Below are 21,408 nucleotides of genomic sequence, written 5' to 3'. Positions count from 1 at the left end.
CCGTCTTGCGACTGGCTTGGTTGTCGGCGCGCTCGTTGCCGGAGCCGCCTGGAGCCTGTGGTGGTGGAAGCATCCAGAGGCGTTCCACTCGGCACCAGACCGTTGGAGCCTCGGGGGTGGCGAGGTCAACACGGCCGGTAGTCGGCCTCTGCACGTCGGGATGGCGACGCCCCTTCGAGACCTCAAGGGAACCGTCACGTTGACCGGGGCGGAGCCGCACGTCGTGTCGAACACAGCGGGCGCCCAACTGACCTTCCGCACCTGCGTCCCAACCGACAAGGGGTCGATCAGTTCTGTCTACGGAGACCTCGCGTCCTGGTGCAGCGAGATCACAGACTTGGCGGGCGCCACGGTCCCCCTTGACCCGGCCAAGCGGCGCCAGATCATCATGACAATCAGCTCAGCGGGGCCAGGTGAGTTGCGCGTGCAGGGCATCGACCTGAGCTACAAGTTCGGCTACCAGAACGGAACTCAGCGCGTGGGTGAGTACGTCTGGTTGCGCTACAAGGAGTAGGCAACCCTCGGGAAGATCGACCGTCCACTCCACGTGTCCGGGTTTGTCACCATCCGAGGCGTTCGCTGAGGCCAGTACCAACTCGCAACAGCAGATCAGCATCCGCTCAGCGGCATGAGCGGTCGACTTCGAGACCTTGCGCTCCGCACGCGGTGCCACGAGACTCGCCGCTCGGGCACCAACGGATGACGGTGCGCTGCCGGACGAGATCGGGGACGACGAACGTGGGTGAGGCGGTTGGTGTCTCGATCTATCGAGTGCTCGAGGAGTACTTTGTCCTGGCTCAGCACCGGAATCAGCAGGGGCTACGTGTCTCAACGGACCTGGCTCGGGTATCCGGACCCACGCCAACCGAACTCAGGACTCTGATCCTCGACCAACTCGGTCTGGACTACCCCGAAGTGGCAGGGTTCGCGGCCCCCGGCCACGACGCTCTCCTCGCCGCCACCGGTAGTCGCAACGAGCGGGAACTCGTGCGCCGTGCACAACTAGGGTCGCTGAGCGTCAACGCGGAGAAGCTGCGCTTCCTCCGTTGGAAGCCCGACGGTGACGGCTACGTCCGGGACTCCGAAGATGCTCATGAGGAACTCCCCAGGGCCTCCAGCGGCTCAAGTGAGGTCGGGGCGGCTGCGCTGCGACTGTTTGAATGATCCGCGACCGTGGGTCGACCCAACCGCTCCTCGGCGCGACCGCTCGCTCAAGCGGCATGCTTGCGAAGATGCTCCACGTGACTGAAGCCGATGACCTTGCAGACTGGACCTTCGACGTTCACGAACAGAGCGCGGGATGTATAGAGCCACCGGCGTTCACGTCAGCGGTGCAAGCGTCGCCGCGTCCGGCACCGATCCGGACGCCCTACTTGACCGGCTGCGACACGAAGCGCGAGATCTCCTGACCTCATGACCAACTCACCGGACAGCGGCATGAGCGGTCGCTGGGGCACGACGCGATCTGCTCGGTAGTCATACCTGTCCTGCCACCCGGCCTCTCACTCGAGCATGACCAGCTGCCCACGGCGCAGGCGCTTGAGGCCTTGCATGTCGATGACGCTAAAGTGCGCCCAGCACCCGCCCGGCGTCTCCGCTGAGTCCAGGACGCCCCAGCCCTGCTCGGCATTCCACTCTCGGACAGTCGCTGCGATCACGACTCGACGGTAGTCGGCCGTGCTCCACAAGCGCTGACGGCGGCGTGAGCGACCCTGCTATTGACTCCGGCTGCGTCCCTTGAGGATGGCGCCAGCCTCCCTGCCCAGAACGGAGTCGCTGGCAAGGTCCTCGATGACCGCCCGACCCTGCCCTGCCCTGATGCGGTTGCCGATTCGGTTGATCGGACGAAGGAAGTGGATCCGGGACTGCCCGAGATGCTCGTCCCGGACGAAGCTGAGCAGGTCCTCGTAGTGCGCGCGTCTTGCGCACCCGCCCATGGCGGCCGCCAGCCGGCCACGCACCGCGTCACTCGTGGTCTTGAGGTAGAGGGCCTTGAAGTCGTCCCACCAGGACGGATCCGGCTTGAACGGCAACCCGTGACCAATGTCTTCCAGAACTCGGTCGGGATAGTCGCGCTCGAGGTGCGTGAGAAGCACGGGGATCGCCGCCGGGTAGTGCTCCGGATGCTTGTAGAGGTCGTAGGTGTCCGACACCTCGACACCGGCCGCCCGCAAGTCGGCCATGACCGGCTCGCGAGCCGCTCGACGTTCCTCGGCCGCGGCCTCGATCTCGGCATCCCGCGCCTTGCGCCGCGCCTGATAGTCAGCATCCTGCTCTAGCTCGGCCATCAACTCACTTGCCGACACCGGACCGCGACGCCTCCCCACCTTCGAGAGGCTACCGCTGACAGCGGCATGAGCGGTCGAGAGCAGGTGACTCATGCGAAGTTGGGAAGCACCCCAAACCAGACCCATGCGAGGAATGCCAGCACGGCGAAGAGTGTGCCTAGGAGGACACCAAGGCCGGCTTGCCGTGTCCGCTCGCTCATGAGCAGCAGCAGACCGTTCACAGCAGCCTGAACGCTCAGGGCCAGGGCATACGGCTCCCAGACCTCCTGCACTAGGAGCTCGTCGTCGTTGCGTCCAAGAACGACCATCAGGGTCGCGAACGCCACCAAGAGGTTCGCAGCAACAAGCCCAGCCAGTGGGACGAGCCGGCCCTTGGCGCTCGAATGTTGATCGCTACGGTCAAGGTCTGGGTCGATGGTCATGCGCCAGATGGTCCCAGCCAGTGGCGCGGCGCGATGAGATTCGACGCGACTCGCACGAACCGCTCATCGGCATGCCCGCTGTTCTGACAGCGGAATGAGCGGTCACGGCTCGCGTCGGGCTAGCGTCAGCTCGTGACCATCCCGAACGAGATCCGTCCCGCACTGCGCGATGAGCTAGACGCGCTCGCTCGCGGGGAGCGGCCGGCACTGCTGACCTGGGTGGAGAACTACGGTCACGGGGGCGCGGAGCTGATTCGTCAGCCGGAGGAGATCTGGTCGCACCCCGCAAGCGAGTTGCAGCACGGCTCGAACGGCTCCGGATGGGGGTGTGTGCCGCTGTGGACGACCGAGGAGAGTCCCAGTGACCTCACTGCCGAGTTCGAGGTGAGCTCAACCGGGAAGGTCGCCCTCACTGACGTCCGGGTGCTGTAGCCAGCGAAGTTCTGCCGTCCTGACAGCGGCATGAGCGTGCACCTCTTATAGGCACCAGGGTGTCTCGGTGCGGAATCGACGTACCGGGATCTCCACGAGCGGATCGCGAAGGTCTCGGCCGGAAGAGCGGGCGTGTGGCGACCTGTCCTTCAGCGCCCAGCGGGTCCGGGTTCTCGTTCAGTCCACGGAGGTGACCGCCGGAAGAGTCCAAGTGCCGTCGATGATCTCGGGGCGAGGCTGGTAGTAGCGGACGAGATAGTTCCAGCCCTCAACGATCGGGAGCAGATTGGTGGTGCCCTCGGGCCCGCCGAAGTGGATCGTGACCGATCCGTCGGGGTCCTGGTCTGCGGTGAGGTTGTTGACACTGACCCGGCCGCCCGTGTCGGTCGGGAAGTAGCCGTCTGCGTCGTAGAGGGACACGGACCAGAACCCGTCCACCGGCACGTCCCGCACCGTCAACGTGTACGCACCGACCGGCAGTCCCGGAACGACGTTCTGGTAGAACGCTTCGTGCTCGGGCAGACCGCCCCAAGCCGACGCGGTTCCGATGAGGTGGCGGATCGGGTCGACCTCGTCGCGACGGCCGAACGCGCCGCCATACCCATCGAGGCCTTCGGACAGCTTGATCAGGGCGTCCCTGGTCTCGGCGAATGTGGTGGGCTCGTACGCCGGCATCTGGAACGGTTCGGCCGAGGAAGCGGCGATGGCAAGCTGGTCCTGGAGTGCAGTGACCACGGAGACGTCGTCGGGCTCACCGGGCTCGACGAGGATCCGGACGGCGACCACCACGAATGGAGTGTCGAACCTCTCCAGGGTGAGTTGGTGCTCTCCGGCGTCGTGCAACACCGCGTTGATGTAATGGTCCTGGTTGACGACCATGGCCGAGAGATATCGCCCTTGGGCCTCAGGGATCGTGAGGGTGGCGCCCTCGCTGATGTCGACGACGACCGCGCTGTATAGCGTGTCCCGGTTCTGTCGAATAACCGGTTGATTGTCGAGCGGGGTCGGCACCCGGTTGTGGGCCCACTCGTTGGTCGCCACGTTGTTGGCGGCCAGGACGCCGGCGAACATGCGGTTCGTCTCGGCGCGAACGAAGTTGTCGACGCTCACCCGGATGTCGCTCACCAGGTGACCATAGCGCCTGGCAGACCGACTCGGGCGCGACCGCTGGTCGCCAAGCTCGGGGGCATCCCGACCTATCAACCCCTGCCGTTCTCAAGCAACATGAAGCCACCACGAGTGGACCGCACGCTCATCGGCAGGACCGCGCCGACAGCGGCATGAGCGTGCGAGACGCCGAGTTGGTGCTGACCGTCGTAGGCGACCGCTACAGTGCCCAATCGACAAGACAGGCTGTTGCATCACCGGGTTCGAACGGGGGCGTTCTATGGATGAGGAACGGACGTCAGAGGTGACGCCTCGGCAGTGGCGGGGACTCAGCGCCTGGGGTGGGATCGCCGCAGTCGCGTTCGCCTGTCTCTCCATCGGCTTCCTCGTCTGGTTTGCCTCGGACCCCAGCGATGGGATGCGCCTGGTCTTCGGTGTTGCCTTCGCCATCCCAGCCATCGCGTGTGCCTACATCGCTGTCAGATCGGGCACGCGTTCTTGATTCGAGTCGCAAGCCGGGCGCACTGGTGAAGTACTCGCATCCGCTCAGCGGCATGAGCGGTCACGGCTCTCGGCTAGCGTCTGCCTGTGCCTGCCCAAGCCGCCGGGTTGTTCCGTCGCAATGACCTCGAACGTTCAGACCAGCAGCTCGCCTGGGATCGGAGGGACCAGGCCTTCTTCGCTGCTGGTGCGTGTCATGTTCTCGCGTGGGCGTGTCGAGCCTTCCATCAAGACCAGGCTCTGGCCATTCACGCGCTTCGGTTCGCGGGTCACGATCAGGTGTTTCACACCGATGCCGTGTGGGAGAGCTGGGCATTCGACCACTCGGGGTGGAATTCCCACCACGAGCTGTTGGAGGTCAACGCCGAGTTCGAGGATCGCCCCATGTGAAGCGGCTGACCAAGACCACCAGGGTGGAGTTGGACCGGGAGGCGTACGACGAAGGCCTTGAAATCACGGCCACACTGAGTGAGTTCTGCGCCCAACATCACCACCGCATGCCGGGTCAGTACTGGCGAGATCCGATGAGCCGCGCTCGCGACTACGTCGCCCGCTTCCGGCCACCTTGGAGCTGAGCGGCAGCGTTCGTCCGGCGCCATCCGCTCAGCGACATCAGCGGGTGAAACGCCGGGGAGAAACGCAAGCGCCACGTACGCTCCTCGCCGTGTGGAACCGCGGGAGGCCTGCGAACCTCGTCGCCAGTCTTCTGGCGTTCTGGGTCTTCATGTGCGTGTTGTTGGGCTTCGCGGGGTTCGGCATCGGCGTTGGCGAGCTACTGATCTGGCTAACTCTGCTCGCTGTCAGCAGTGTCCTGATCGTTCGGCGATTCCGTAGCGCCCGCTTGCTGTTCTGACAGCGGCATGGGAGTACGTGTGTCCGGGGCCTGTCAGGCCACACAGAACTCGTTGCCTTCAGGGTCCAGCATGACGACGTGTCCTAGGGCGTCGCCGTGGTGCTCCTCGCGGACCACCGTGGCACCGAGCGCAATGAGTTGAGGCACCTTGGCTCGAATGAGTCGCTCCCGGACGGTCATGTCCCAGGGCCCTTCACCGGCTACGCGGATGTCGATGTGAACTCGGTTCTTGGCCGTCTTGCCTTCCGGCACCCGTAGCCATCCGATGGCAGGGCCCTTCCCCTCGGGGTCGACGATGGACGCGCCATCGGGGTCGTCGTAACCCGGTTCCGACACGTAGCCGAGGGCCTGCGCCCAGAAATCCGCCAACAAACGAGGATTCGTCGCGTCACACCCAAGAGTCCAGTGAGTAGCCATGACAGGGAGGGTAGGCGGGGTTCCGGATGACGTGCGTCCGGAGCGGCGTCTCTGTCCTCGACCACGCAGTGTGATGTCCCACGTGCTTGCGACGCCCTCAACTCGGTACGGCCGGGCACTGACAGCGGCATGAGCGAACGAGCGGCGACGTCAGTATCCAAAGCAGCGTGGCGTTCGGCGCGCGTCGCGCACCTTCCCCGCCGTTGTCGGATGATCGTGGAATGCCGACGGAGGACTCCACACGTGCCAGCGATTCCCGGTACCCCTTCACGATCTGGCTCGTCTTGTACGTCGACCGGCACGCTCTGAAGTCGAGCCGACGCGTTGCCGGGGCGTTCACTACGGAGGTCGAGGCACGAAAGCTGGAACGTGAGCTTCACCAGCTCGAGGATTCAGGATCCTTCCGCTATGAGGTCGAATCCACGCACCTGTGGAAACGGAGCGACGATTGGCGTCCCGATCCCGAGAACTTGCCCTACGGGTCGGTGCCCGGACTGCACAAGGCGACAGCGATCCTTCCGGAATTCAAGGGCCACCAGTGCCTCACCATGAGCCGGATCACGTCCATGCACGGCGATGGGACGACGGTCACCGAAGGCCTCGAGATCGGCTGGAAGACTGGTGCACACGTGCAGCTCGGCGTGGCTCGGCCCGGCACCTTGCTCATCACACCTGAGCCCTGGAGCCCGCCAGTCACGAGGCTCTTCAGTGTGGTCCGCAACGCGGACGAGCCTGCCCGCGCGTCGGGTCAGCGAAGCAGTCACGCCATCGCCCGTGAGGATCCTCTGACTGTGCTCCTTGGCGAGAAGGTCCACGGCTTCTCGGTCACTGAGAACCGAGACGGCTCCATCAACGCCATCAAGCTCACCTTCAAGCCCGCCACCTTGGATGTCAGGGTCGAGAACGATCAATTCCTCGTTCAACTGACGGAACGGTGATGCGGCGAAGAACCGTCTCCTTCGAACCAACAACTGGAATCGCCGGCGCAGATCAGCACGCTCATCGGCATGAGCGTGCAGTTCCTGACCACTCATGCGCACTCGGTCACGGGTTGGTCACGATGCTCAGAGCCCCTGTGGAACAGGGCTTTCCGGCCCCGGGACTGTCAGTGGCTCCGGCTTGAATGAGGTATGGCCATCGCACCGCTCCCGTACCCGACACCCGCCGGTGTCGCGGCCGCAGCGTGCGATCGATTGGCTGACCTCGACGGCGTCATGTGGGCCGCGCGGCAGCCCGAGGAGCTCCTCGCCGGGATCGAGGAGATCCAGCTCCTCAAGGCCCGCACCGCCGCGCTCGAAGCAGAGTTGTTGGCTGAGGTCGACGCCCAGGCGATCCCCAAGAAGACACTGGCCTGGGGCTCGACCACCGACTGGTTCGCCCACCTTGCCGGCACCACCCGTCGCAGTGCGAAGCGCACGGTCGTCAACGCTCGACGCCTCACCGCCGAGCGGCCCGCGACCCTCGACGCCCTCCGTGACGGCGATGTCTCGCCCGACCAGGCCGACGTCATCGTCCGGGCCGTCGACGACCTCCCCCTCACCGGCACCCTGCGGGTCGACGCCGAGACCCACCTGATCCAGGAGGCGGGCCGCCTCAACGCCTCCGACCTCGCCAAGACCGCACGTCACCTGCTCGACGTCGTCGACCCCGACAAGGCCGAGCGCACGGCGGAGGCCGCGCTCGACCGCGAGGAACGCGCTGCCCACCTCGGCCGCCGGTTGTCCATCACCGACGACGGCGCCGGCGGGGTCCACATCCGCGGCCGCGGCACCGTGGAGGACGCCGCAGCCCTCCGCGCAGCCCTGCTGCCCTTCACCAAGCCGGCTCCCAAGGGCGCGGCCAGCCACCCGTCGTGCGGCGAGGCCGAGGACCCTCGCGACCACGGCACCCGCCTCTGGGACGCCCTGGTCCATCTCGCCCAGCACGCCCTCGACACCCAGGTGGTGCCCGAGTCCCACGGCACCCGCCCGACCGTGGTGGTCCACATCGACGCCGACGACCTCCGGTCCGCCCGCGGCACCGCGACCAGTGACGACGGCGCCGAGGTCACCGGATCTGCGGTCTCGCGCATGGCCTGCGACGCCGACCTGGTCCGCGTCGTCCTCGACGCCGACGGCTGCGTCCTCGACGTCGGCCGCCGCCACCGGCTCGTGACCCCCACGATCTGGACCGCGCTGGTCGCCCGCGACCACCACTGTGCCTTCCCCGGCTGCACCCGGCCCCCGGTCATGTGCCACGCCCACCACATCCGCCACTGGACCGACGGCGGACCGACCAGCCTCGACAACCTCGTCCTGCTGTGCGGACACCATCACCGCACCGTCCACCACACCCCATGGCAGGTGCGACTCAGCGCCGCCGACCGGCGACCCGAGTTCCTCCCACCACCGAAGCACGCACGGCCGGCACCCGAGTGGATCCGCCACCGGCCGCGACGCGAATGACGCGAGGGCAGAGCTCAGTCGACGAAACGCCGCAGCACCTCGAGGAACACCTCGGGCTGCTCGGAGTGCACCCAGTGCCCCGCGCCCTTGACCGTGACACGACGGTTGCGCGGGAAGAGCCGGTCCATCTCCTCGGCGTACTCCGGCTTCACGTAGTGCGAGGTCTCCCCCGCCACCCACAGCACCGGCCCGTCGTACGACGCGTCGCCGAGCCGGTCCGCCGGCCAGTCGCCGATGACCGGCAGGTCGCGGTCGATGACGTCGAGGTCGACCTGCCAGCGCCAGCCGTCGCCCTCGCGCCGGAGGTTCTGGAGCAGGAAGCTACGCACCGTCGGGTTCGGCACCGCCTCGACCAGCGCGGCCTCGGCGTCGCCCCGACTCGCGAGCGCACCGAGGTCGAGCGCCTGCATGCCGTCGATGTAGCGACGGAACTCGTCGGTGTGGGTGTAGCGCACCGGCGACACGTCGACGACGCACAGCCGCGAGACCAGCTCGGGGTGCCGCAGGGCGACCAGCATCGCGATCTTCCCGCCCATCGAGTGACCCACCAGTGCGACCGGGTCGTCGGTCGAGAAGAGCTCCGCGACCGTGTCGGCCGCCTCGACGTAGTCGAAGTGGCTGCCGCCCGGGGAACGCCCGTGGTGGGGCATGTCGACGAGCAGCACCCGGTGATCCTCCGCCAGCGCCTTGCCGGCCTGGGTCCAGTTGCGGCCCTGACCGAACAGCCCGTGGCAGAAGACGACCTGCGAGCCGGACTCGCCGTACGACGTGGTGTGGAGCGACACCCGGCGAGGCTAGCCGCTCGCGCTGATCAGTCCCTCGTCGGTGCGGTAGGCGAGCCCGTCGGCCAGGGCGAAGGTCAGGGCCCGCTCGAAGCGCTGGGCCTCCCAGAACTGCGCCCCTACGAGCTCGGCGAGTCCGTCGCGGGTCTGCGGTCCCATCAGCTCGAGGGCCCGCACGATCTGCCCCATCTCGTGAAAGACCTGACGGTCCCGGTCACCCTCGGTCGAGGGCTTCGGTGGCGGCATCGGCATGGTGGCTCCTTCCGGTCGGTGGCGGGTCAGGCGTGCTGGTGCTCGCGGCCGCCGTCTGAGGGGCTGGCGTCGTCCTCGGCCGTCAGCGGCTGCGCGATGCTCTCCAGCGACTTGCCCTCGGCCTTCACGCCGAGGAAGGCGGCCACGATGCCACCGGCGACCATGAGCGCGGCACCGATGTAGTAGCCGAGCGCGATGGCCGAGATGCCCTCGCCACCGGAGGTGGCGTCCTCGATCAGCTTGCCGAAGAGCAGCGGTCCGGCGATGCCGCCGGCAGCGGTGCCGATCGCGTAGAAGAACGCGATGCAGAGGGCTCGGGTCTCCATCGGGAACACCTCGCTGGCGGTGAGGTAGGCCGCCGACGCCCCTGCCGAGGCGAAGAAGAAGATGATGCAGCCCATCAGTGTCAGCGTCACCGCGGTGTAGGAACCCAGCGTCAGACCCGTGATGCCGAGCAGCACCCCGGAGATCACGTAGGTGGCCGTCAGCATGCGCACCCGGCCGATGCTGTCGAAGAGCGGGCTGAGCGCCAGCGCGCCGACGAAGTTGCTCACGGCGAACACCGCGATGTACCAGCCGACCTGCTCGACGCCCATGAACTCGCCGAGGGTGTCGCCGTAGGTGAAGAAGAAGGCGTTGTAGAGGAAGGCCTGACCGATGAACAGGGAGAGGCACAGCACCGTGCGCTTCGGGTAGAGCGTGAACACCGTCTTCGCGATCGTCGTCAGCGGGATGGTCCGCCGCTGGCGGATCGTGATCGTCTCCGACACGCCCTCCAGCGACGTGCCGTTCTCACGGGCGACCCGGTCCTCGATGCCGCGCACGATGTCCTCGCCCTCGTCCTCGCGGCCGTGGATGAACAGCCACCGGGGCGACTCCGGGACGTGACGGCGGACGACGAGGATGCCGACCGCGAGGATCGCACCGAGGCCGAAGGCCACGCGCCAGCCCCAGGCGGGGTCGACCATGTTCGGGTCGAGCAGCGGGATGGTGAGCAGGGCGCCGCCGGCGGCGCCGACCCAGAACGACCCGTTGATCGCGACGTCGACCCGACCCCGGTACTTCTTGGGGATCAGCTCGTCGATCGCCGAGTTGATGGCGGCGTACTCACCGCCGATGCCGGCACCGGTGAGGAACCGGCAGGCGAAGTACCACAGCGGCGTCATCGAGAACGCCGTCAGCACGGTCGCCACGGTGTAGACGGCCAGCGTGATCAGGAACAGCTTCTTGCGCCCGAACCGGTCCGTGAGCTGGCCGAAGAACAACGCACCGAGACAGGCACCGGCGACGTAGACGGCGCCGGCCAGGCCGACGTCGAAGCTGCTGAGTCCCAACCCGGTGTCGTTCGGCTTGAGAGCCTCCGACATCGAGCCGACGATGGTCACCTCGAGGCCGTCGAGGATCCACACCGCCCCCAGGCCCACGACCACCATCCAGTGGAATCGGGACCACGGCAGCCGGTCCATGCGAGCGGGGATGTCGGTCGTGATCCGGCCGGTCTCAACACCTGAAGCCACGAGATCCTCCTGCAGCCCGTGGCTCCGACGACGGATCTCGTGGCCGGGTGGACGGGCAACCCTTGGACGCTAGAACCGTGGCGCCGTGGTGCTGCTCACCCCAAGCGGTGAACGGCTAGGCGCACCAGCGTCGTACGCCGTCGGCCGCGAGCGCCACGTCGCGACGGACCACGGCGATCTCGTCCGACCAGTTCCGGCAGGCGCGCCGGAAGGCCTTGCGGCGGTACTCGACGGCGAGCACGGCCGAGCCGTAGGTGTCGACGTAGGAGCCGCACTCACGCCACTGGGCGCACTCCTCCGCGACGGCGAAGTCGTAGCCCACGACGGTGCCGTCCCAGCCGGCACGGTTCTTCTGCGCCGCAGCGAGCCCCTCCTCGTGGGCGCGGGCGACAAGGCGTGCGGCGTAGCGCTTCGCGTCGAGAGCGTCGAGACGGCCGCGACTGCGGGTGAAGGAGTCGAGGTTGTCGTACTCGACGGCGTCGAAGCCGTCCTCGGCGCAGCGCGCCGTCCAGCGGCCGACGATCCGTGCGAGCTTCACGCGCTTCGACCGGGTGGAGATGTCGAGGACCCACTCCCCCCACGCGCCGTCGACGACCGGCTCCCCGTCCTTCTTCAGGACCAGCCGCCAGTGCCGCTTCCAGAAGCGACGGGCGTCGGGCTGGGTCTGGAAGCCGTTGACGTAGCAGACGTTGTAGAGCCCCGCGACCGGCTCGGAGGTGCGATCGCGCGCCACGATGCCGACGTGGTCGGGCACGGACCGGTCACCGCCGAGCTGGTAGTCCCAGTCCGTCCCGTCGGGTGGAAGCACCGGCTCGGCTGACGTGGCGGGGGCGCCCACGAGCAGGAGGGTGAGCAGGAGCAGGAAAGAGGCCCAGCGGGTCACGACCCGATCGTGGCACGACCGGGAGGTCTCAGAAGTCGAACCCGTCGAAGAGGTCACCGATGCCCTCGCCGATCCCACCCAGTCCGTCGCCGATGCCCTCGGCCAGCCCGCCGAGCGCGTCGAAGCCACCGCTGAAGAGCATGCCCATGAACATCCACTCCATCGGCCCGGAGGCGCCGAAGTAGCCCATCGCGTAGGGCTGGTAGGCACGACCGCCCTGCCAGTAGGGCACCCGCTGCGACCCGACCATCACCTGGCGGATGTCCGGCTCCGCGCCGGCGCGCACCCGCTGGGCGTCGAGAGTGCAGGCGGGCACGTCGCGCTGGGTGCCGCCCGGCGGGGTGTAGGGCACGTCGGCCACGGAGAGCCCGTGGCGCGGGTCGAAGAAGCACGGCGGTCGGCGGGTCGGCAGCGCCTCCCCTGCGACACGGGCGCGCACGCAGGCGATGGCGTAGCGGCCGTCCTCGAGGATCTCGGTGACGTGCTTGATGTGCTCGGGCTCGGTGATCCGGTCACCGGCGGTCTTCGCCGCCTCGTAGGCGTCGAGCGCGCGCTGGTAGTCGGCGTTGGTGCCCGCGTCGAGCTCGTGGCCCGTCAGGTCGAGGTCGAGCTCCTGCAGCTGCTCGCCGAGGGCGGTGATGTCCTCGAAGGCGAGCTTCTTGACCGGCTCGAGCTCCGACGTACGCCGCTCGAGCTCGCGGGCCTGCTTGCGACGTCCGGCGACCGTGACGACGACACCGATAACCGCCAGCACGACCAGCAGTCCCAGCAGGGTGTCCATGGAGCGATGGTACGGGGCCGCCCCACGCGACCCCGTACCTCATCGCCGACCGGTGGGAGGCCTCAGGCGGACCAGAGGACCGACTCGACGACGCCCTCGGACCAGGTCGAGACACCCCGCAGCTCGGGGCGGCGCTCGAGGAGTCCGGCCATGCCCATCGTCTGGCGACTGAGGCGGCGCAGCTGGGAGTCGCCGCGGACCTGCTCACGCGGGTCGGGCAGTTCCGTGACGAGGTCGGAGATCGGGGGGACGATGGTCAGGTGGGAGCTCTCGGAGGGCGTCATGGGACCAGCCTGCGCGGGTTCCGTTTCGGCCGTGTTGCGCGCAAGTGAGCATTCGGAAACCGGACGCGCGTCACATCAGGGCTCCGGTCGTCGGACATGACCGAGGTCGGGCGGATCGTCCCCCGACCGGTCCGCCCGACCTCTGTCATCACTCCCCAGGCTGTCCCCCGACCGGCCTGTGCGAGCTGATGTCCCCACTCTGGCGCGCGGCGCCGACACCCCGCATCGGTAGTCCTACCTAACCCGTCACCGATCCCGTCCGCCGCGCCGTCGCGTCCGCTCAGCGGTCCGCCACGCGGGGTGCTGTCGCACGATCGCGCAGATCACGGCACGATGAACCCGTGGACAGTCGGCTGATCGGGCGGGACGACGTGCTGTCGGTCCTGCCGGCCGTCCTCGAGAGCGAGCGCTGGGTGACCCTCGTGGGTCCGCCGGGCTCGGGCAAGACGACGGTCCTGCGCACCCTCGTGCGCGGACGCCCCGACGTCGTGTGGGTCAACGGACGCGGCCTCACCCGGCTCTCCGACCTCGTGCGCGGCTGCCTCGACGCGCTCGGCGTCGTGTCCGCGCCGAGCGACTCCCTGGAGGCGTCGCTGCGCAACGCCCTCGACGGCGACGGCCGGTGGCTGGTCGTCGACGGGGTGGAGGTCGACGACTTCGACGACCTCCTCGCCGCGGTCATGGAGGCGACCTCCGAGGCCCGGGTGCTCACCGCCTCGAGCTCGCTGCGGCCGCGGTCCGGCCGCCGGGTCGTGCGGCTGGCGCCGTTCCCGGTCCCCGCCGGCCACCAGCCGCTGGAGGGGCCGGCGGTCGAGCTGTTCGAGCGGTGCGTCGTCGAGGCCGGGGGTCATCCTGTCGACCTCGAGGCCGACGGCGACGACGTACGCCGCGTGCTGCGCGCGAGCGGCGGCCTGCCACTGCTCATCGAGCAGATGGCCGCCCAGATCGCGCTGGTCGGCATCACCCGGGTGACGCCGACGGCCTCCCTGTCCGAGGCCCTCCACGCCTCCTACCTGCTGCTCGACCAGGAGCAGCAGCGCTGCTTCCGCCGGCTGGCGACGCTGACCGCCCCCGCGAGCATCGCCGTCCTGGCGGCCGTGACCGGGGTCGACGAGGCCACCGGCCGTGACCTCGCGCTCGGCCTCGCGCAGCGCTGCCTCGTCGAGCCGCTGCCGGACGGCCGGATCGACATGCTGGCGCCCGTACGCCGCCACGGCCTGCTGCTCGCCGCGTCGACCGACGACGAGGCCGCCGCCCGGCGCGGCCTGGTCGTCTGGGCCGACCGGGTGCTGCCGGCGGAGATGAACGTGGGCGCGGCCGACGCCGACTGGCTCGGTGACCTCCCGATGCTGCGCGCCGCCGTCAGCGCGGCGTGCGCCTCCCCGGAGACCCGCGACCACGGCTATGCGCTGGCCAACCGCGCCTTCTCCTCCCTCTACACCGCGATGCGCGCCGGCGAGGCGGCCGAGGTCCTGGAGGCCGCCCTCACCAGCGGTGACGGTCCGCCCGAGATCGGTGCGCAGGTGGCGCGGCGCGCCGGGATCGCCGCCTCCGAGGTGCGTGGCACCTACGAGGGGCTCTGGCTGCTCGACCGGGCCGACCAGCACGCCCGGGAGGCGCGTGACCCCGACCTGGAGACGGCGCGGACCGCGAGCATCCGCGCCGAGATGCACCTCGACGCCGGCGACCTCGGCAAGGCCGAGGACGAGGCCCGACGGGCGATCGCCCTCGACCACGGCACGGACCACATCGCGCCGCAGGCGATCCGCACGCTGGCCAACGCCGTGCTGGTGCGCGGCGACCTCGACCAGGCCGCGCACCTCTCGCGCTCCCTGCTCACCACCCGCCAGAACGACGAGCCGTGGATCACGCTCTCCGCCCGGCTCCTGCTGGCCCGCATCGCGCTCGAGCAGGGGCGGCGGCTCGAGGCCGCCACCGGGGCCCGTCGCGTGGTCGTCGAGGCGCGCGAGCTCGCCGAGGAGCGGCTGGCCCTGCTCGGCGAGGTCGAGCTCAGCCACGTCGACCGCACGGCGGCCGTGCCGGTCGACGACGACTCCTACCCGTGGGCGGTCCGGCTCCCGATCATGGTCGTGCAGGCCCGGACCCTGCTCCGTGCGGGCGACCCCGCCCGGGCGGCCGGGCTGGCAGCCGACGCGGTGGTGCTCGCCGACAGCAGCCGGCTGGGACGCGACGCCCTCGACGCACGCGTGCTCCTGGGGCTGGCGCTGATGGAGCAGGACGCACTGGAGGAGGCTCGTGCGACGCTGCTGCAGGCACTGACCGACGCGGCCGCGATGCCCTCACCGCTGCGTGCGGCCGACGTCCTCGACGCGCTGGCCGTGATCACCGCCGGGACCCACACCCGCACCGCGCGGTCCATGGCGGCGGCGGCGGTCGCGTTGCGCGCGCCCCGCGCCGCTGTCGGGGTGGCCGGGCGCCGGACCGCGGTCGAGCCCGCCAGGGGCGTCCCCCACGGCTGGCTGACCGCCGACCAGCTGACCCCGGCCGCGGTCACCGAGGTCGCCGGCCAGCTCGCCCCCGAGGCGAGCGGTTTCGACGCGGGACCGCTGGAGTCGCTGACCCAGGCGGAGCGCAGCGTCGCGGACAAGGTCGCCGAGGGCCTGACCAGCCGCCAGATCGCCGCCGACCTGTTCCTGTCCCCCCGGACGGTCGACGCCCACCTGTCACGGATCTACCGCAAGCTCGACATCAACACCCGCGCCCGGCTCGCCGCACTCGTCACCGACCGCGGCTGAGCGCGGGCCGCCCGGCGTACGGCGTCAGCGCACGCTGTAGTCGCGGAACCCGCGGCCGGCCTTGCGGCCGAGGTAGCCCGCGGTGACGAGGTGCTCGAGCAGCGGGGCCGGCGCGAAGCCCGGCTCGCGGAACTCGAGGTAGAGCTCGCGCTGGATGGCGAGCGAGACGTCGTTGCCGACCACGTCGAGCAGCTCGAAGGGGCCCATCGGCAAGGCGCAGCCCAGCTTCATCGCGGTGTCGATGTCGTCGGCCGTCGCGTAGTGGGCCTCGAGCATCTTCACCGCGTCGTTGAGGTAGGGGAAGAGCAGTGCGTTGACGATGAACCCGGAACGGTCGCCGCAGGAGACGGCGACCTTGCCGACCGTGTCGCAGAGCGCGCGCACGGTCTCGGTCACCGCGTCGCTGGTGGCGACGGTGCTGACGACCTCGACCAGCTTCATGATCGCGGCCGGGTTGAAGAAGTGCATGCCGATGACGTCCTGCGGCCTCGACGTCACCCGGGCCATCGAGATGATCGGCAGACTCGAGGTGGTGGTCGCCAGGATCGCGCCGGGCTTGCAGATCTCGTCGAGGTTCTCGAAGAGGGTCGTCTTGACCGCGATGTCCTCGGCGATCGCCTCGACGACGATGTCGACGTCACCGAGGTCGTCGAGGGCGGTCGTGCCGGTGACCCGAGCGAGCGTCGCCGCCTTGTCGTCGTCGGTCGCGCGGCCGCGCTGGATCTGCTTGTCGAAGCTCTTCGTGATCGAGGCGACGACGCCGTCGACCTTCTCCTGGCTCCGGCCGACGTAGAGCACGTCGTAGCCGGCCCTGGCGAAGACCTCGACGATGCCGGTGGCCATCGTGCCGGTGCCGACGACGCCGACCTTCGCGATGTCGTGGTGCAGCTGCGGCGCGTCGTCGGGCGACGGCGTGTGGGGGTCGGCGACGACGACCGGGCTGTCGGGCGCCTCGTAGGTGTAGAAGCCACGGCCCGACTTGCGGCCGAGGAGGCCGGCGGTGACGTACTGCTTGAGGATCGGCGCCGGCGCGTGGAGCCGGTCGCGTCCCTGCTTGTACATCGTGTCGAGGATCTCGTAGGCCGTGTCGAGGCCGATCAGGTCGAGCAGCGCGAGCGGGCCCATCGGGTAGCCGCAGCCGAACCGCATCGCGGCGTCGATGTCCTCGCGCGTGGCGTACTTGTTCTCGTACATCGACACCGCGTGGTTGAGGTAGCCGAAGAGCAGCGTGTTGGCGATGAACCCGGCCTTGTCGCCGCAGACGACGGGGCTCTTGCCGAGCCGGGCGAGCACGCCCTGCACGTCCTCGAGCACCTGCGGCTCGGTCACGACCGTCCGGATCACCTCGACCAGGTTCTGCACCGGGGCGGGGTTGAAGAAGTGGACGCCGATGACGCGGCCGGGCTTGGAGTTGGCGGTCGAGATCTCGGTGACGCTCAGCGAGGAGGTGTTGGTCGCGAGGATCGCGTCGGGCGAGACGATGCCGTCGAGCTCGCCGAAGATCGCCTTCTTGATCGCGAGCGACTCGACCACGGCCTCGACGACGATGTCGGCCTCCGCGAGGTCCTTCATCTCGGAGGTGAGGGTGATCCGGCCCAGCAGCTCGGCCTGCTCGTCGGTGGTGAGCTTCTCGCGCTTCACGGCCCGGTCGGTGGAGTGCTGGAGGTGGGCGCGGCCGCGCTCGACCCCCTCGTCGTTCTGCTCGACGCCGATGACGGAGAAGCCGTTGCGGGCGAAGACCTCCGCGATCCCGGCACCCATGGTGCCCAGTCCGATCACGCCGATGGTGCTGATGTCACGAGCCATGGGCGGCATCCTCGCACGCAGCCGCGGGCCGCCGGGTGTGGGACTCCTCACCTCGCGAGTCAGCGGGAGGCGAGCTCCAGGACCTCGTCCGCGCAGCCCTGGGCGAGGGTCACGCCGGCCCCGCCGTGGCCGTAGCAGTGGACGACGTCGCCGACCCGCTCGAGGCGCACCTCCGACCTCACCGGGCGCAGCCCGACGCGCTGGGCGACGACGCGGCCGTCCGCGACGGCCGGCACCAGCCTCGCGGCCCGCCGCAGGATCGACTCCGCCGTGGCCGGGTCAGGAGTCCGGCTCCAGTCCCCCTCCTCGAAGGTGCCGCCGACGACGACGCGGTCGGTGCGCGGCACGACGTAGGTCGGGGTGTCGTGGGCGGTGCCGTCGAGCCACCAGCGATCGACGTCGACCCCCTCGAGCAGCAGCACCTGCCCGCAGGCGGGGTGGACGTCGGTCTCGTGCGCGAGCAGCCGCGCTCCCATCCCGGAGCAGTTCACGACCAGGCCGCCGTCCGGGCGCGGCAGCTCGGCCAGCGACATCCGGGTGACGGTGCCGCCGTGTGCCTCCAGCTGCTCGCGCAGCCAGACCAGGTGGACGGGCATGTCGACGAGCGGCGCGGTGAACGACCACGCCTCGTCCCACCCGAGCGGCGGCGGCGTTCGGGCCAGGTCCGGGACGCCGCCCGCCCACCACGGGTCCGGCGTGCCGGCCGGCAGGACCTCGGTGCCGGCCACCAGTCGTACGCCGCTGGCCGGCTCGCCGGCCAGGTCCGCGAGGGCGGCGTACCCCCGGGCTCCCCAGCCCGCGACGCGGTCGTGCGGTCGTGCCTCGTAGGGATACCAGAGCGCCGCCGCGACGACCGAGGTCGTCTCCAGCGGTAGGTCGCGTGCGACCACGTCGACCCGGTGGCCCGCCTCGGCCAGCCGGACCGCGACGGTCAGGCCCACGACCCCTGCGCCTACCACCACGATCCGCGTCCCCATGTCCTGAGCGTGCCAGAACGACCGTCACCGCCGCAGCCGTCGCTCCATGACCACGCGGCGGCCGTGGCGGTCCAGGCCGAGCCGACGCTCGGTCTCGCGGAGTGCGGCCTGGAAGGGCGCGAGGTCGCCGACCTCCTCGAACCCCACCCGCCGGTAGAAGGGCGCGTTCCAGGGGACGTCCGCATAGGTGCACAGGCTGATGGCGTCGTGCCCGCGACGACCCGCCTCCGCGCAGGCCGCCTCGACCAGGGCGGTGCCGATGCCGCGGCGACCCAGCACCGGCTCGACCGCGAGCTGCTCGAGGTGGGCCGCACCGTCGAGCAGGAGCACGTGGACGAAGCCGACCGGGGGATCGTCCGCGACCAGCAGGAACCCGGGCTCGCTCGCCCGAGCCTCCCCCGACTGGGGCGCGCCCCAGCCCAGCGCGCCGAAGATCGGTTCGAACACCGCGTCGGCCCGGCCCTCCAGCGGACCGAGGTGGGCCAGGTCGCCGGACCCGGCGACGCGCACCGGGTGCTGGGGCGATCCGGGTCGTGGCGCGGGCGGGCGGGGCTCGGGCACGACGGCCACGGTAGATTCACGCCCCGTGAGACTCGTCGTGGCCCGCTGCCAGGTCGACTACGCCGGCCGCCTGACCGCCCACCTGCCGATGGCGACCCGGGTGCTGATGGTGAAGGCCGACGGGTCGGTGCTCGTCCACTCCGACGGCGGCTCCTACAAGCCGCTGAACTGGATGTCCCCACCGTGCTCCGTGCGGGAGGGCGTGACGGACGACGGCGTGGTCGAGTGGACCGTCACCGGCTCGAAGAGCGACGACACGCTGCGGATCCTCATCGAGGAGGTCATCCACGACTCGAGCCACGACCTCGGCATCGATCCCGGCCTGCAGAAGGACGGTGTCGAGAAGCACCTGCAGGAGCTGCTCGCCGAGCACCCGGCCTCCCTGTCCCCCGGGCTCACGCTCGTACGACGGGAGTACCCGACCGCGATCGGTCCGGTCGACCTGATGTGCCGGGACGCCGCGGGCGCGTCGGTCGCCGTCGAGATCAAGCGCCGGGGAGAGATCGACGGCGTCGAGCAGCTGACGCGCTACCTCGACCTGCTCAACCGTGAGCCGTTGCTGACCTCGAAGGGCCCGGTGCGGGGCATCTTCGCCGCCCAGGAGATCAAGCCGCAGGCGCGCGTGCTCGCCACCGACCGCGGCATCGCCTGCGCCGTCGTGGACTACGACGCGCTCCGCGGGATCGACGACTCCGAGCACCGCCTGTTCTGAGCCGTGGCCCGGATCTTCCACCTCGCGACCGAGGCCGACTGGGAGCTGGCCCGTCGGTCGGGCGCCTACACGACCTCCACCCGCGGCGTGACCCTGGCCGAGGAGGGCTTCATCCACGCCAGCCGGGCCGACCAGTGGCAGGGCGTGCGTGATCGCTTCTACTCGGACGTGACCGAGCCGCTGGTGCTGCTGGTCATCGAGACCGACCGGCTCGACGTACCCGTCGTCGAGGAGCAGGTGGGCGAGGAGACCTATCCCCACGTCTACGGGGCGATCCGCCCGGCGGCCGTCGTGCAGGCGCTGCCGCTCGAGAAGGCCGTGGCCGACAGCGGCCGGTCGTTCTCCTCGCTCTTCCTCGCCGAGGTGTTCCGCAACGTCCTGCTCGGACTGCTGCTGATGGGACTGCTCGCCGGGGGCGTCGTGGCCGGATCGACCGTCGACACCGCCGCCGGCCCGTGGCTCGGCCTCCTGGCCGGTGCGGCCGTGTGGACCGTCGTCCTGCTCGGCCTCCGACGCGCGCGCGGGTGACGGGTCGGCGTCAGCCGCGGGCGAGGGGGAGCCGGACCCGCACCGTGGTGCCGTGGCCGGGCTGGTGGTCGACGCCGAGCTCGCCGGCGTGGGCCTCGACGATGCCGCGCAGCACGGGCTCCCCGAGCCCGACGTAACCCGTCGTTCCCGGCGGCACGGCGCCCTCGCCGTGGTCACCGACCTCGAGCACGCAGTGGGTGTCGGTCACCTGGAGCCGGACGGTCACCTCGTCACCGGGCCGGCTGAACTTCACCGCGTTGCGCACGAGTGAGTCGACCACCTCGGTCAGCCGGGCGGCGTCACCGAAGACCCGGACGCCGCGGATCCCGGACGGGACGAGCGCGACGTCGGCCGCAGCGGCCATCGGGCCCAGGTCGGACAGCACCCCCCGCAGGACCCGTCCGAGGTCGGTGGGCACCGGGTCGACGGACACGCCGTTCCCGCCCAGCACCGACAGCGTCAGCAGGTCCTCGACCACCTTCAGCTGCCGCTCGGCGTTGCGCCGCACGATCGACAGCAGCCGGCGTGCCTCGTCGCTGACGACCGGCTCACCGACGTCGACGAGGATCTCGGTGTAGCCGAGGATCGAGGTGAGCGGGGTGCGCAGCTCGTGGGAGACCGAGGCGATCAGCTCCTCGCGCAGCCTGGAGGACGCCCGCTCGACGATGGCGCGGCTCGACAGGTCGCGCAGGGTGGTGCAGGCGAGCACCCCGTCGGGCGTGGTGACCGGACGGATCGACACCTCCACCGGGAAGCTGCTGCCGTCGGCCCGCACCCCGTGACCCTGCAACCGCGACACCTCACCGCCCACCCAGGACCCGCTGGTCAGCTCGACCTGCAGCTCGGGGACGAGGTCGGCGACCTCCCGGCCCACCAGGTCGTCCCGGGCGACGCCGAAGAGCGCCTCCGCCGGCCGGTTCGCGAACCGCACGCCACCGGAGCCGTCGACGGTGTCGACGGCCAGCAGCGCGTCGGGAGTGGCGTCGACGAGGCCTCGGAAGACCTCGGCGCCCAGCGTGGGGGGAAGGGGCACATGCGGCAGGCTAGGGGTCGGGTGCCGTACCACCGACCACTTTTGTCACATCGTCACCACGACGTGGGTGTC

The 21,408-nt window shown here is 69.8% G+C and carries 24 protein-coding genes; 10 read left to right on the top strand and 14 right to left on the bottom strand.

All coding sequences use genetic code 11. From position 1 onward, the window contains the following. Nucleotides 1-160 precede the first annotated feature (160 nt). A complete protein-coding gene (locus tag ABD091_RS16530; protein ID WP_343920448.1) occupies nt 161-514 on the top strand; it encodes a hypothetical protein in 354 nt (117 codons plus the stop codon). Between the two features lie 257 nt (nt 515-771). Beyond that, entirely contained in the window at nt 772-1,164 is a 393-nt protein-coding gene (locus ABD091_RS16525; protein ID WP_343920446.1) for a hypothetical protein, read from the top strand. A gap of 551 nt (nt 1,165-1,715) precedes the next feature. On the opposite strand, the gene ABD091_RS16520 is transcribed toward ABD091_RS16525, so the two are convergent. Further along, complete coding sequence (locus ABD091_RS16520) at nt 1,716-2,381, bottom strand: hypothetical protein (protein ID WP_343920444.1); 666 nt, start codon at nt 2,379-2,381, stop codon at nt 1,716-1,718. Next, a complete protein-coding gene (locus ABD091_RS16515; RefSeq protein ID WP_343920442.1) occupies nt 2,378-2,710 on the bottom strand; it encodes a hypothetical protein in 333 nt (110 codons plus the stop codon). Before ABD091_RS16515 ends, ABD091_RS16520 begins: the two co-directional genes overlap by 4 nt. A 132-nt stretch (nt 2,711-2,842) precedes the next feature. Between ABD091_RS16515 and ABD091_RS16510 the strand changes: the two genes are divergently transcribed. After that, the gene (locus ABD091_RS16510; RefSeq protein WP_343920440.1) at nt 2,843-3,142 is read left to right on the top strand and encodes a DUF7668 domain-containing protein; all 300 of its coding nucleotides are present in this window, start codon (nt 2,843-2,845) and stop codon (nt 3,140-3,142) included. Nucleotides 3,143-3,319: 177 nt separating this feature from the next. On the opposite strand, the gene ABD091_RS16505 is transcribed toward ABD091_RS16510, so the two are convergent. After that, nucleotides 3,320-4,267, bottom strand: coding sequence for a DUF1214 domain-containing protein (locus ABD091_RS16505; protein ID WP_343920438.1), 948 nt, complete (start codon nt 4,265-4,267; stop codon nt 3,320-3,322). A 570-nt stretch (nt 4,268-4,837) separates the two neighbouring features. On the opposite strand from ABD091_RS16505, the gene ABD091_RS16500 reads away from it, so the two are divergent. Both ABD091_RS16500 and ABD091_RS16495 read left to right on the top strand, forming a co-directional pair. Continuing rightward, nucleotides 4,838-5,140 (top strand): hypothetical protein, encoded by a 303-nt coding sequence (locus ABD091_RS16500; protein WP_343920436.1) that lies wholly within the window; start codon nt 4,838-4,840, stop codon nt 5,138-5,140. Then, on the top strand, nt 5,137-5,325 hold the full coding sequence (locus ABD091_RS16495) for a hypothetical protein (protein ID WP_343920434.1): 189 nt from the start codon (nt 5,137-5,139) through the stop codon (nt 5,323-5,325). The genes ABD091_RS16500 and ABD091_RS16495 overlap by 4 nt, the downstream gene beginning before the upstream one ends. Nucleotides 5,326-5,636: 311 nt before the next feature. On the opposite strand, the gene ABD091_RS16490 is transcribed toward ABD091_RS16495, so the two are convergent. After that, the gene (locus ABD091_RS16490; RefSeq protein WP_343920432.1) at nt 5,637-6,020 is read right to left on the bottom strand and encodes a VOC family protein; all 384 of its coding nucleotides are present in this window, start codon (nt 6,018-6,020) and stop codon (nt 5,637-5,639) included. A gap of 221 nt (nt 6,021-6,241) precedes the next feature. On the opposite strand from ABD091_RS16490, the gene ABD091_RS16485 reads away from it, so the two are divergent. Continuing rightward, a complete protein-coding gene (locus ABD091_RS16485; protein ID WP_343920430.1) occupies nt 6,242-6,958 on the top strand; it encodes a hypothetical protein in 717 nt (238 codons plus the stop codon). A gap of 255 nt (nt 6,959-7,213) precedes the next feature. After that, nucleotides 7,214-8,464, top strand: coding sequence for an HNH endonuclease signature motif containing protein (locus tag ABD091_RS16480; RefSeq protein ID WP_343920428.1), 1,251 nt, complete (start codon nt 7,214-7,216; stop codon nt 8,462-8,464). Nucleotides 8,465-8,478: 14 nt separating this feature from the next. On the opposite strand, the gene ABD091_RS16475 is transcribed toward ABD091_RS16480, so the two are convergent. The 6 genes from ABD091_RS16475 to ABD091_RS16450 all read right to left on the bottom strand — a co-directional run bounded on the left by ABD091_RS16475 (nt 8,479) and on the right by ABD091_RS16450 (nt 12,963). After that, nucleotides 8,479-9,249: an alpha/beta fold hydrolase gene (locus ABD091_RS16475; protein ID WP_343920426.1), complete on the bottom strand. Its 771-nt coding sequence runs from the start codon at nt 9,247-9,249 to the stop codon at nt 8,479-8,481. 9 nt (nt 9,250-9,258) lie between these two features. Further along, nucleotides 9,259-9,498 (bottom strand): hypothetical protein, encoded by a 240-nt coding sequence (locus tag ABD091_RS16470; protein WP_343920424.1) that lies wholly within the window; start codon nt 9,496-9,498, stop codon nt 9,259-9,261. 26 nt (nt 9,499-9,524) lie between these two features. Next, entirely contained in the window at nt 9,525-10,964 is a 1,440-nt protein-coding gene (locus tag ABD091_RS16465; RefSeq protein WP_343920964.1) for an MFS transporter, read from the bottom strand. A gap of 166 nt (nt 10,965-11,130) precedes the next feature. Beyond that, a complete protein-coding gene (locus tag ABD091_RS16460) occupies nt 11,131-11,898 on the bottom strand; it encodes an endo alpha-1,4 polygalactosaminidase (RefSeq protein ID WP_343920422.1) in 768 nt (255 codons plus the stop codon). Between the two features lie 28 nt (nt 11,899-11,926). Beyond that, nucleotides 11,927-12,679, bottom strand: coding sequence for a hypothetical protein (locus tag ABD091_RS16455; protein WP_343920420.1), 753 nt, complete (start codon nt 12,677-12,679; stop codon nt 11,927-11,929). A 62-nt stretch (nt 12,680-12,741) separates the two neighbouring features. Further along, nucleotides 12,742-12,963, bottom strand: coding sequence for a hypothetical protein (locus tag ABD091_RS16450; protein ID WP_343920418.1), 222 nt, complete (start codon nt 12,961-12,963; stop codon nt 12,742-12,744). 341 nt (nt 12,964-13,304) lie between these two features. Here ABD091_RS16450 and ABD091_RS16445 point away from each other — a divergent pair, with 341 nt between their 5' ends. Then, complete coding sequence (locus ABD091_RS16445; protein WP_343920416.1) at nt 13,305-15,719, top strand: LuxR C-terminal-related transcriptional regulator; 2,415 nt, start codon at nt 13,305-13,307, stop codon at nt 15,717-15,719. A gap of 24 nt (nt 15,720-15,743) precedes the next feature. On the opposite strand, the gene ABD091_RS16440 is transcribed toward ABD091_RS16445, so the two are convergent. From ABD091_RS16440 to ABD091_RS16430, 3 genes are read right to left on the bottom strand one after another with little or no spacing between them, the layout of a single operon-like run. Continuing rightward, nucleotides 15,744-17,525, bottom strand: coding sequence for a 3-hydroxyacyl-CoA dehydrogenase family protein (locus ABD091_RS16440; protein ID WP_343920414.1), 1,782 nt, complete (start codon nt 17,523-17,525; stop codon nt 15,744-15,746). Between the two features lie 59 nt (nt 17,526-17,584). Then, nucleotides 17,585-18,502, bottom strand: a complete 918-nt coding sequence (locus ABD091_RS16435) for an NAD(P)/FAD-dependent oxidoreductase (protein ID WP_343920412.1) — start codon at nt 18,500-18,502, stop codon at nt 17,585-17,587. A gap of 24 nt (nt 18,503-18,526) precedes the next feature. Next, nucleotides 18,527-19,063, bottom strand: coding sequence for a GNAT family N-acetyltransferase (locus tag ABD091_RS16430; protein ID WP_343920410.1), 537 nt, complete (start codon nt 19,061-19,063; stop codon nt 18,527-18,529). A gap of 25 nt (nt 19,064-19,088) precedes the next feature. On the opposite strand from ABD091_RS16430, the gene nucS reads away from it, so the two are divergent. After that, complete coding sequence (gene nucS, locus ABD091_RS16425; RefSeq protein ID WP_343920408.1) at nt 19,089-19,775, top strand: endonuclease NucS; 687 nt, start codon at nt 19,089-19,091, stop codon at nt 19,773-19,775. Nucleotides 19,776-19,778: 3 nt separating this feature from the next. Then, the gene (locus ABD091_RS16420; RefSeq protein WP_343920406.1) at nt 19,779-20,303 is read left to right on the top strand and encodes a DUF952 domain-containing protein; all 525 of its coding nucleotides are present in this window, start codon (nt 19,779-19,781) and stop codon (nt 20,301-20,303) included. A gap of 10 nt (nt 20,304-20,313) precedes the next feature. Here the strand turns inward: ABD091_RS16420 and ABD091_RS16415 are convergent, their stop codons facing one another. After that, entirely contained in the window at nt 20,314-21,336 is a 1,023-nt protein-coding gene (locus ABD091_RS16415) for a PAS domain-containing sensor histidine kinase (protein ID WP_343920404.1), read from the bottom strand. Nucleotides 21,337-21,408 lie beyond the last annotated feature (72 nt).

Origin of the sequence: Nocardioides aestuarii (assembly GCF_039527245.1) — a bacterium.
GTDB classification, from domain to species: domain Bacteria; phylum Actinomycetota; class Actinomycetes; order Propionibacteriales; family Nocardioidaceae; genus Nocardioides; species Nocardioides aestuarii.
This window is presented reverse-complemented; position numbering and strand designations above follow the sequence as displayed.

Excerpts from the sequence above, each read along its gene's own strand:
- ABD091_RS16530 (WP_343920448.1), top strand. The coding sequence starts at position 161 with ATGGCGACGCCCCTTCGAGACCTCAAGGGAACCGTCACGTTGACCGGG.
- ABD091_RS16440 (WP_343920414.1), bottom strand. The coding sequence starts at position 17,525 with ATGGCTCGTGACATCAGCACCATCGGCGTGATCGGACTGGGCACCATG.
- ABD091_RS16450 (WP_343920418.1), bottom strand. The coding sequence starts at position 12,963 with ATGACGCCCTCCGAGAGCTCCCACCTGACCATCGTCCCCCCGATCTCC.
- ABD091_RS16490 (WP_343920432.1), bottom strand. The coding sequence starts at position 6,020 with ATGGCTACTCACTGGACTCTTGGGTGTGACGCGACGAATCCTCGTTTG.
- ABD091_RS16470 (WP_343920424.1), bottom strand. The coding sequence starts at position 9,498 with ATGCCGATGCCGCCACCGAAGCCCTCGACCGAGGGTGACCGGGACCGT.
- ABD091_RS16465 (WP_343920964.1), bottom strand. The coding sequence starts at position 10,964 with ATGGACCGGCTGCCGTGGTCCCGATTCCACTGGATGGTGGTCGTGGGC.
- ABD091_RS16485 (WP_343920430.1), top strand. The coding sequence starts at position 6,242 with ATGCCGACGGAGGACTCCACACGTGCCAGCGATTCCCGGTACCCCTTC.
- ABD091_RS16455 (WP_343920420.1), bottom strand. The coding sequence starts at position 12,679 with ATGGACACCCTGCTGGGACTGCTGGTCGTGCTGGCGGTTATCGGTGTC.
- ABD091_RS16515 (WP_343920442.1), bottom strand. The coding sequence starts at position 2,710 with ATGACCATCGACCCAGACCTTGACCGTAGCGATCAACATTCGAGCGCC.
- ABD091_RS16520 (WP_343920444.1), bottom strand. The coding sequence starts at position 2,381 with ATGAGTCACCTGCTCTCGACCGCTCATGCCGCTGTCAGCGGTAGCCTC.
- ABD091_RS16435 (WP_343920412.1), bottom strand. The coding sequence starts at position 18,502 with ATGGGGACGCGGATCGTGGTGGTAGGCGCAGGGGTCGTGGGCCTGACC.